A 10,159-nucleotide genomic window follows, 5' to 3' on the forward strand; every position below is an offset into this window, starting at 1 on the left:
CGATGGCTCCGAGCAACAAGACTTGGTCTTGTCGGCTTTGAAGGATGTCGAGGGCGTTGTCAATGTTGTCAACGAACTTGAAGTTCTCGAAGCAAAGATCTACAAGCCCAAGGCTGCTGCGATTGCAGCCGTTGAGCCTGCCGAAGCGTTCGACTTCAAGGGAGCTTTGGAAACCGAAGCTCAAGAAGTGGTTCCTGGTGAAGTTGCACCTGTCGCCGGTGAAGAAGCCGCTGACTCGCAAACCCGCACCGTTGCGGCTTGGGAAAACGCTGGCGGAGAAGCCGGTTCGGACGAAGCGATCACTCGTTCCGTCGCCGCTGCACTGGGCAAAGCAAAATCGGTTGGACACCTGAAAGATTTCGGTGTGGATGTCAACGCCTACGACGGGATCGTTGAAATCACTGGCGAAGTCGCTTCGGCATCGCAACGTGAACTGATCGCTGAAATCGCTCGCCACGCTCCTGGAGCACGCGGCGTTCGCGATCTGATGACCGTCAAGGCCGGCTCAAACCCTGGTTTGGTCGCAACGCCTGCTTCGCACCGCACCGGTGGACTGCAGCCATTGCCACCCGCCAACCGTGGTCAAGTCCAAGCTCGTCCCGTTTCGTATGGGCAAGCTGGCGGACAGATGATCAACGGCGAAATGGTTGTTCCCGGCAGCATGGTGACTCATGGTGCTGGCATGCAAGCAGCACCTGCACCGATGGCACAGGCACCTATGATGGGACAACCTGTTCCCATGGCACCTGCCGCACCTGTCGGAGCACCTCGCTACGATTCGCCTAACCTGCCGAACTACGCATGGCCTGGCTACGCAGCGTATCCAAACTACGCCGCATTGTCGTACCCACAACAGTACAGCCCATCGGCATTCCCATACATCGGACCTTTCTACCCCTACCCACAAGTTCCTTTGGGATGGCGGAAAGTGTCGCTCGAATGGGACGACGGCTGGTGGTTCTTGGACTTCACTGACAAGTAGTTCAGTCAAGTCGTTGAGACACTTGATCCAGCGGGTCACTTGACCCAAACGAATCAACGAAAAACCCTCGCAAGTTCTCTTGCGAGGGTTTTTTCGTTGGACACTCGTAGGCGGAACGCTTGAAATCAAGGAGTGAGGGAACTGTCACGCCGCAAAGGCATCTGAAATGGAGATGGCCAGGGGGAGGAATCAGACGCCTGTTCATCGCCATTTCATAAACATCGTGAAAGTTTCTGACTGATAGAATCGTGTTGCAGTGCATGACTCTCGATCGCGGTGTATTCACTCGATCCATTCTTGATTTTGGTGATTGGAATGAAGGGAAATTCCCTTTTGAAACGTTCGATGTTGTTCTCCATTGGGCTCCTGTGTTTTGGCGTGCCGACGCATGCTCAATTGCCCAGCGGATTGACGCCTTCTGCGATCGCGGATGGTGCCAAAGTCGTGTTGGCCGCACGAGCCGAGGAGGCCCCAAGAGCGAGCGAAGTTCGTGAGTGGCAATTGGAGGATAGTGGTCCGGTTCAGGGACGGCTCATTCAGTGGATCGGCCCAGACAACTGGATCCATCTCGAAGTACGTGCCCGCAGAATCCAGTCGTTTACATTGAGGCAGTTCAGCGAATCCGATCGAGAATTCATTGAGAAGACATTGGAGCCTTGGCGGTCGCTGGTGGATCGGCTTCGCGAGGCGTTTCCTATTCGCGATGCCGGTGGCAAAGCGTGGATGCAAGGTGACCGGGAGCTCAACAATGCGTCTCTGTTGTTGGTCGAAGACGACATCTCGTATTGGAACATTCAACAGCAGTTGATCGCCATTCCGCTGGCGTCATTCCGGGGCGAACAACGCGATCTGATACGCGAACGTCTGAACGTTCTCGACAAATTGTCGAATTGGCAGTCCGCAGTTCCTGGGATCGAGTTTCGAGCGGCGCTACTTGGCGAAGTCGACGATGCATTTGTCTTTGGACGCATTTGGAAGCCATACGCTTCGCATCCCGTGATGGCTCGATTTCGTGTGCGCAAAAGCATGCTTGCGGAAGCTGATCGCAAACGAGCGGCGGATTGGTTGCAGACTGGAAAAGTGAAACAGGTACCGGGCCTCGAGCATACCGATCTTTGGTGTTGGCCTGGGCGACTGGGGATGCTCGGACCTGGGAAGCCGCTTGAAATCGTCGAAGATGAGTCGGATCCCTCTAAGAGCAAGGTTTCATGGTTCGTGCCTGATCATCGGCCTGAACGGGCTCGATTCCGAAAGTTCCGGATCAAGCGTTGGGAGTCGCTCGGTTCGTTCACCGGTCCATCGGAATTGGATCTGCGGCGTGTGCTCATGGAAAGGAAAATGAATGAGCTCGATGAAGAGGTTACTCCTGCACAAATCGCCAAGTCTTGGGATGAACGGCGGCGAAAACTGGTTGATTCTGATCCGTTTCGCTACCTCAACACGTGCGGGGCTTGGCGACTCAAAGACACCGCGTCCAATACCCGATTCACGGCGACGCTGATTGGCGAAGAGCACCCGTATTACGTCTATCGGTTCGATGCCGAAAACTCGACGGTCGCCATCTTGAAAGCCGAATTGATGGAACCTTGGAGAGCGGCGGCTGAACAAGGCGTCCTGGGGCTGAACGAGTATTTCGAGGCTCACCCCAAGGAAAAACGCCCCTCTTTGCACGCGGAGTATTTCCTCGTCCGACGTTCCCATTCCATGGTGTTGGCGATCAAACCATTGGAGATGTCGAACGAGACCTCCTTGAAGGTCAAAATGGCCAGCCGTGACACGCCGGTGGGGTTGCCAGTCGATCAACTGCATTACATCGATGCGATGGAAATGAAGTTGATGATGCTCGAAGCCGATCCAAACGCATCGACCAAAGGACTGCCGGAGATTGCGAAAACCTCTCGCTAGGATCGGATCCAGTGGATCAAATTGCAGGAACACTTTGAGAAGAAGACGATCTTTGGAATGCAGCTTCCCTCCGCGAAAGCGATGGAAGACTGGTTGGTGAGCTGGAGTCAACCACCTTATAAGACGCAAGTTGGTTTCGAGGGCGTTGTCGTGGGGAAGCACCTTGATAGTTGGATCATGCGTGACGGGACAGTCGATTTCCTGGTTGACAGAGAACTTCTGACGGACCACGCCAACGAACAAGCTTCCCAGCAATGGCAGACTCTGAAGGAGCAGTTTCCAAATCAAGCCATTCCGATCGCGGTTCCCAGTCTGCGAATCTACGGGTTGATGGGGAAGCAAACATTGTCGCCGGCCGAGGACCCAAGCTGGAACGACAACGACGAATTCCAGTTCACCGATCGAGAAGGAAAGCGTCAAGCGATTCCGCATTCCGCTTTTTCCCATCTGGAAAAACTCGAACTGGATGTGCAGTTGCGTTCGGAGACTGAAGTTCGACGCACCATTTCGACGGGGGATGAGTACGCCGCGACGCAAGCAGTCAATGAGTTTCAGGAGGACCTGCGACGAGAGTTGGAGGAAGAATTGCGGAACCTACCGGCTCTGCCGAGTATCCACACTTGGAAGTTGATCGAATCAAAAGAGTTGTTGCAGGGTGATTTCGATCGTTTTGATGGCGAGGACGTGATCTTGCATGGCATCGATGGGGATCACTTTCGCATCGCACGCCAGTTGTTCCACGAGGCTGACTTGAAGCGGATGGAAGAGAAAACCGCAGAGTTTCAAGAGCAAGGGAAATTGGGAAAGACGAAAGGGCTGGATCCCTCCACGGTCTCCAAACGAGTGATTCGTCGAGCGGATGGGTGGACGACACGGCCCGCCACGCCGGTCCGCGCGAATCGCTACTACATCGATTTCGAGGACGAGAACGAATCCATGATTCGTTTGTCTTTGGATGAACTTCATCCGGTTGACGGACCGAAGTTGCGGGGTGAGTTGTACCGTCGTGAACATGGTATCGAGTGGGACGATCAGGTGGATGAGCGGTTGGCTCAACCTGTCACCGAAGACGAAATCATTGCTCGGCCAGCCACGCTGGATGCGGAATATCGCGAGCGGTTGGAATTGCTGCGTCGTGGCTTCTCACGCCAGTGGAAAGAGACACGCTTGGCACTCAGTCCCGGGCAGACGGTGCTGCAGATGTCAGTGGACGGATCGTTCCTCTTGATTGCAGGAAACGATCCTGCCGTGGTGGATCGAAGTGGGAGCATCGTCCATCGAATCCCAAGTCGCTTGGACGGTCAGCACCCGGTTTATCTGTCGCCGGATGGCAATCGATTGATCGGTTTTGAAAGTGGAGTGCTGACCCTTTGGGATCTGCAGCAGGGGATTAAATCGGCGAGCTACCAAGCGGTGAAGCAACCCTTGGCTTCGGCGCAATCGGCCGATGGGGATCGAATCTTCTTCACAACCCACGATGGGTGGATCTACTTGTTGGATTTGGCATCGTTGGAAGTCAAGCAATCACGCATCGAGTTGCTCGACGGGGAACAAATGACTTCCGAGCTATGGTGCTCTCGCGACGGTGCGAATTTCATCGCGACCAGCAATCAAAACATGTACCTGTTGAAGGTCGATGAAACCACGGGAAAGATTGCGAATCAAGCTCAACTGACGAGGCTTCCGAAGGTCCGCGTACTGGCGGTCTTGGACCAAAGGGCTTGGGTTAGCACGGACGAGAAACCTTGGGCAATCGACTTTGGGGTCGAAGAGGGAGAGGTGGTCCATGCCACTCGTCGGCTGAGCATCGTTCCTTACTGGATGGACAACGTTCCCGGCGAAGAAGGACTCTCGCTGATCCGAGTCATGGGGATGCTTCCAGGTTTGGCGGGCTCGACCGATCCTTTTGCCTTCATCGCGAACTTCGATTTGAACGGCGATCGGATGGGGATGGTTGAGTACGTGAACTGTGACTTGACTCAACCGGTCATGATCGCGGCGCGCGGAACGGCGATGGTATTTCGTCGAGGTGATGAGTGGATTCATGCCGCCGCTCCGGAACGCATTCCAGCGTCTCGGATCCTTCGAGTGTTGGCGGAGAATCTGGTGGACCGCGACCAGATCGACCAATTGGACGCTGCGTTTGCCTATTTGCGAACACCCGCGATCGCGGCGGTCAGTGAGTATCCCGATGAATTGAGTGAGGAGTTTCTAAGTGCGCTGGGCATCGTGTCCAAAGAATATGGCTGGGTGCACGGCGGCGATGCTCGAATCCGCAAGGAGTTGTGGCTGAAGCGAGCCGGAGAACGGATGCCGCGGTCCGTCGTGATTCCGATGCTGCGTGCTCAGCATCACCGCGACCTGGCTTGGAAGGCTCGCGGAACCGGTTTTGTGAACACGGTTTCGAAGGATGGCATGCGAGTTTTTCATGAACAGTTGGGTGTCGCACTGGAACACCTCAAACCGCTCTTGAAGAAGCAGCAACCCGCTACCCGTGTGTTCTACCTTGCGATTGGAATTTCAATGGGATTGTCTGCGCCCAAGAGTGCCGTGGGCGAGCTCACCCGGCGTGCCATGCAGACACCTGCGAAGGGAAGTTTGTCGGTACACTCCTCGGCGGTGACCTATTTGTTACCGCGTTGGTATGGCAACCCCGGTGATTTCGAAAACTACATTGAGATGGTTTGCGATCAATTAGGCGGTGCCGAAGGCGATGCGATGTACAGTCGGTTGATGGTCAGCACGGCTCGCTTTTACCCTCGTGGACAACCCGCCAGTGATTTCATGCGAGTCGACCCCGAACGGGTGTTGGCGGGAATGGATGCGTACTACGCCAAAGAAAAGACAAGCGTCCATTGGTTCGAATTGGCAGAAGAGTTCTTCCAGCGGGAAGCGGATGCCGAGCGACTGTCCAAGCTCCGGCAGTTGATACAACGTCACCGGATCTATTTGGGAAGGTGATCGTGGAATGGTGGTGTGCCTGACTCCAGCGGACGCTGAAGACACTTGATGCTCGCACCGCATTGCAGTCGGGCGAGTTTGAGTATGAGATGAGCAAGGCTGATTCTGAAAAGACGGTGAAGTGGAAGCAGAAGGGGCTGTGTTGCTACGATGACACCGAGTCTACGACGTTCCACTATCTGGAACACTTCACGGAGGAGGACATCAAAGAGGATCGAGACGCTTCCTTTCGCGGCGGAGGCAACTTTCGATTGCCGCCTGAATTGTCGTTGTTCTGCCGAACGGAGACACAGAAACCGAGATGGATCACTGTTGACAAGGATTCTATCAAGAAGGAAGTTCGACCCTTTGATTTTCGTGCCTTTGGGTTTGGTCTGTTTGGCGACTTCGACAAGAAGATGTCTTACTACAGAACGGTATTTGCATGCATGGACTATGGGAAAGGAACGGTGACAATCGTTGAGCCTGGTGATCCACAGCACCCAGCTCTGCGAAGAAAATCCATCCAAACTTTTAATGCGGGTGGTCTTGTCATGTCCATTGACACGGAGAGAGGCCACTGGCCAATACTGGCTGTACTCGATCAACCCGCGGCGAAACGGAACGCGGATGGGAAACTTGTTGTAGACGGGGAGAAACGAGTTTTACTTTCGAGGTGTGAGATCGACTTGATTGAGGTGGACGGCGAATGGGTCCCGCGCCGCGCAACTTATTCAAATGGTCGCGATGAATATAAAATTCTATTAACGTGGAAAAGTGTCAACGCGAAGCCTGGTGAGATCGTGTTTTCAGACGAACGGTTTCTTCGTTTGATGGAAAGTGAGGAACGGATTGATTGAGAAGAGAGCGTGTCGTGACTCGAACTCGTGATGGCTCAATCTTCATTGGGTGCGTGTTCCCAAGTGGTCGCCCATGCGAGCGTAGAGTTCGCGGTGTTGGCGCGAGTATTCGATGAGGTCGGCATCGAATTGGATTCGGCCGGGTTCGAACAGGACCATGGTGGAGGAGCCGCCAAACCGGAAGTAGCCTTTTTCGTCGCCCTTTGAAATGCCTTGCCCGGGTGAGTAGGTTTGGCAGATGCTGCCGACACAGGTGGCACCAATCTCCAGCACCAGTACCGTTCCAAAGGAGTCCGTCTCGAGCTGTGTGAGGCAGCGTTTGTTGCTGGTCAGGATGTGAATGTTCTGACGCAGGGCAATTGGATTGACCGAGTACAGCGGCCCGTTGATCAAGCGACTCTTACCGGGGACGCCCGCTGCGGGAAAGTGAAAACGGTGGTAGTCTACCGGACACAGTCTCGAAAGCAGCAGGCTGCCGCTCGCGTAGCGGTTTGCGAGGGCGGAATCTTGCAGCAGCGTTGGCAGATCAAACATCTCGCCTTTGACAAACAGCCCTTCGCATTTCGAAAGATCGGGAACGCAAAGATGCCGACCGTCGGCTGGGAAAACCACCGAGTTCGGATCCGCATCGATCGGGCGAGCCTCAGGTTTCAGCTTGCGAAAGAAGAACTCGTTGAAGTTGGCGAACTCATTCACGTCACGCACGAACTCACTCGCGTCCAGTTCATAGTCCTCAATGAACGGAGCAATCTTTTCACGCGTCTTGGGCTGGTCCATTCTCCAACCGTACCAATGTGAGAACAGCGTTCGCTTCACGACCAGCGAAAGCGAAAGGCGTCCGGCGAGGGTGCCGTACGTCCATCGCAATGCTTTGTCGCCATACACCTTTTCGATGCGGTCTTCGTCGGTGTATCGGTCGTGATAGACGATTTCATCCATGAGCGGTTCTTGTTTGAATGGTAGTGGACGAGGCCACGAGTCCGGTCGTACGACCCACGCGTGGGACTCTTTGCTTTGTCCACTACAAGAGTAGAGTTGCGATGGATCAGCGTGGCAACTGATCCCAGTTGATCTGCGGCTGCTGGTCGGCGGTGGATTCTCGATCGAAGGTCTGATTCAGATCCACGGACTCAGAAAAGAAGCCGCAGTTCTTTAAGAAGAAGTGGTCGTCTTGGCTTCCGCCGGCATAGTCCAGCCGGTGTCGACCGCGGGCGGTGTTGTCGCCGGTGAACTTGGCTCGCGTGATTTCGTGCCACTTGCCGTTCACATCGCACACCCATTGGTTGCCGTAGTGGGCCGATCGTTGCAGGTGGCCTTGTTCAGGTGAGAAGTTTTCGAGGAAGGAGTGGAAACCGGTCAGATGCTTGTCAGTCTTGGGGCGTCGGAAGGTCGCGACCAATTGCCATTCACCCTTCGCTTTGTCGCCGAACCAAGACGTGTACAGCGTGTTGCCATTGCCATCGGGTTTGACTTCGGTCAAGAAACGGTACGTCTTGCCGGCTTCCCATGGGTAGCGAAAGAAACTTTGTCCGCCGGAGCCTTCGTTGCCAAAGTCCTTGGCGATGACGTCGTCGCCTTTTGCAAGCGTCTCGACTCGGTCTTCGTCAGGAATCTCATTGGGGTTGTCCGTGCGGAAAGGGCTCCAGATTGAAAACAGAACTCGCCGTTCCGTGGGACTGTTGACCTGCATGCCGAAGTAGCCTTCGCCGAAACCGTTGGCCATGAAGTAAGTGCCCAGTTGGTCTTGGCCGACCGGGACCGTGATCTCGCTGTAGGCGTACGTCAGGTCCGTGCCTCGTGGCAATCGGTAGGAGAGGTGGACCGAAGGTCCGCGGCGTCCCCAATAGAACATGTTGCCATCGTTCGTTTGGACATAGTCGAGTTGCAGGTCGGCGTCGGCGGATGTCACTACCAGGTCCGTGATTTGTGCGGATCCGGAAGGGTTGCCACCGGCCGCCGGCGCGAGTCGCAGGTCGACCCGAACGTAGCCCGCATTCTCGACCTGAAATTCGCCGAGCGGGTAGGTCGTGGCGGATCCAGGTTGCAGATCGCAGGAGAGCTTGGTTTCCTCGATGGTTGCAAGGATTGTCGCGGGGCGATCGCTTGCGTTGCCTTTCAGTCCCAGTTGAAGCGTGTCTGCGTCATCGACGTGAAAGTAGACGGAGTGGACTTCGCTCGAATCGCGAAGCCGCAGGGAACCACTGCGTCGCATCGACCGACCGCCGGGTTCAGGCTGAGTGCGGAAGGCGTTGCCCGCCACCGGCACGGACCATTCTTTCGCGGAGGTGAGTTCCTGCGAGGTCAGGAGGATGGCAAGGCTGATCAGGAGCGGTTGAAAAACGAGTCGGCAAATCATGGTGTGGGTCTGGTGAGACGGGCGTGGACAGGAACCAAGGAGTCTTTTCGCGAGTCGGGGAAGAGGCTTCGTTGAGCCCGCCACTCTTTCGCTCCGGCGGATGGTCTCGCGGCATTCGAACCTATCCCATATCGAAACCATCCTGCAAGCAGGTGGGAAGGTGCTGGGAGCAGGGGTTTTCGAACTGCATCGGGCAAGCCACCATGGTGGCCGAAGCTGGCGAGCGACTTTCGACCTCCGCCAGGCCCCCTTACCACCCCACGACGGAACACAACCCAAGAGACCATCATGGCCACTGCAAGTGCACGACATATTCTCGTTGAAACCGAAGAAGCCTGTCAGGATCTGAAAGATCAGATCGAAAAAGGCCAGGATTTCGGTGCCATTGCCGCAGAGTTTTCCTCCTGCCCGTCCGGCAAATCCGGCGGAGCGTTGGGAACGTTCAGCCCTGGCCAAATGGTCAAAGAGTTTGACGAAGTGGTATTCAGCGGTGAACTGGGCAAGGTTCACGGCCCCGTCAAGACTCAGTTCGGTTACCACTTGATCGAGATCACGCAGCGCGTCGATTGATTCGAGAGGCGATCCCATGATCAAGACGTTTGGACAGGCTTATAAGTTTGTGCTGAAGAGCAAGGTTTGCACCGTCTTCGGCAGCAAGAACTCGCCGTACCCGTCGTTGTGGGACAACACCGATTTGTCGGAAGACAAACCCAAGGCGGGCGGTTGGAGCCCCAAGGTGACGGCCGTCTGGGATTGGAAGACACGTATCCCGCAAACCTATCCCGCGGAAGTTTTCTACGGGAAGGTGCGCGGCGGGGACGCGGTGTTGATGGAAATGCAGCACTTTCGTGAAGTGCATTATGCCGAGGCGTACCAGCCCGTCCACGAACTGGATGTCCTCTGCCAAGAAATCTTTGAGCTGATCCGTTTGGAAGCGGATTACACCGGACCGCTTCGCAAGCGTGCGGTCGAGCGATTGGCGTGCACGAAAAGCCAATTCGACACGGCACTCAAAAAACTGCAAATCAGTTTGAACGTCGTGCGTTCCAACGACCCGAAGATGAAGAACGACTTCTGGTTGCCGATGCGAGAAGTCCATCTCGATCTCGTGCAACA

The 10,159-nt window shown here is 55.3% G+C and carries 8 protein-coding genes; 6 read left to right on the top strand and 2 right to left on the bottom strand.

Going from position 1 to position 10,159, the window contains the following annotated elements; translation table 11 throughout:
* The 4 genes from ACF8AM_RS01390 to ACF8AM_RS01405 all read left to right on the top strand — a co-directional run.
* Nucleotides 1-982: BON domain-containing protein (locus ACF8AM_RS01390; RefSeq protein WP_392553913.1), on the top strand; the 982-nt coding region annotated here is incomplete at its 5' end.
* 345 nt (nucleotides 983-1,327) lie between these two features.
* The gene (locus ACF8AM_RS01395) at nucleotides 1,328-2,887 is read left to right on the top strand and encodes a hypothetical protein (protein WP_392553914.1); all 1,560 of its coding nucleotides are present in this window, start codon (nucleotides 1,328-1,330) and stop codon (nucleotides 2,885-2,887) included.
* A gap of 57 nt (nucleotides 2,888-2,944) precedes the next feature.
* Entirely contained in the window at nucleotides 2,945-5,848 is a 2,904-nt protein-coding gene (locus ACF8AM_RS01400) for a hypothetical protein (RefSeq protein ID WP_392553915.1), read from the top strand.
* Between the two features lie 89 nt (nucleotides 5,849-5,937).
* A complete protein-coding gene (locus ACF8AM_RS01405; RefSeq protein ID WP_392553916.1) occupies nucleotides 5,938-6,687 on the top strand; it encodes a hypothetical protein in 750 nt (249 codons plus the stop codon).
* Between the two features lie 42 nt (nucleotides 6,688-6,729).
* Here the strand turns inward: ACF8AM_RS01405 and ACF8AM_RS01410 are convergent, their stop codons facing one another.
* Nucleotides 6,730-7,626 carry a phosphatidylserine decarboxylase gene (locus ACF8AM_RS01410; RefSeq protein ID WP_392553917.1) on the bottom strand — a complete coding sequence of 299 codons (897 nt, stop codon included), beginning with the start codon at nucleotides 7,624-7,626 and terminating at the stop codon, nucleotides 6,730-6,732.
* 106 nt (nucleotides 7,627-7,732) lie between these two features.
* A complete protein-coding gene (locus ACF8AM_RS01415; RefSeq protein WP_392553918.1) occupies nucleotides 7,733-9,043 on the bottom strand; it encodes a DUF3472 domain-containing protein in 1,311 nt (436 codons plus the stop codon).
* Between the two features lie 288 nt (nucleotides 9,044-9,331).
* On the opposite strand from ACF8AM_RS01415, the gene ACF8AM_RS01420 reads away from it, so the two are divergent.
* Together ACF8AM_RS01420 and ACF8AM_RS01425 are read left to right on the top strand one after the other, a co-directional pair.
* Nucleotides 9,332-9,613 carry a peptidylprolyl isomerase gene (locus ACF8AM_RS01420; RefSeq protein ID WP_007329269.1) on the top strand — a complete coding sequence of 94 codons (282 nt, stop codon included), beginning with the start codon at nucleotides 9,332-9,334 and terminating at the stop codon, nucleotides 9,611-9,613.
* Nucleotides 9,614-9,629: 16 nt separating this feature from the next.
* A partial coding sequence (locus ACF8AM_RS01425; RefSeq protein WP_392553919.1) for a hypothetical protein occupies nucleotides 9,630-10,159 on the top strand: 530 nt, incomplete at its 3' end.

It is taken from the genome of Rhodopirellula sp. JB055, from assembly GCF_043100905.1.
Lineage (GTDB): Bacteria > Planctomycetota > Planctomycetia > Pirellulales > Pirellulaceae > Rhodopirellula.

Bases quoted from the DNA above. Each gene is read 5' to 3' on its own strand.
- ACF8AM_RS01395 (WP_392553914.1), top strand. From the start codon at position 1,328: ATGTTGTTCTCCATTGGGCTCCTGTGTTTTGGCGTGCCGACGCATGCT.
- ACF8AM_RS01400 (WP_392553915.1), top strand. From the start codon at position 2,945: ATGCAGCTTCCCTCCGCGAAAGCGATGGAAGACTGGTTGGTGAGCTGG.
- ACF8AM_RS01405 (WP_392553916.1), top strand. From the start codon at position 5,938: ATGAGCAAGGCTGATTCTGAAAAGACGGTGAAGTGGAAGCAGAAGGGG.
- ACF8AM_RS01410 (WP_392553917.1), bottom strand. From the start codon at position 7,626: ATGGATGAAATCGTCTATCACGACCGATACACCGACGAAGACCGCATC.
- ACF8AM_RS01415 (WP_392553918.1), bottom strand. From the start codon at position 9,043: ATGATTTGCCGACTCGTTTTTCAACCGCTCCTGATCAGCCTTGCCATC.
- ACF8AM_RS01420 (WP_007329269.1), top strand. From the start codon at position 9,332: ATGGCCACTGCAAGTGCACGACATATTCTCGTTGAAACCGAAGAAGCC.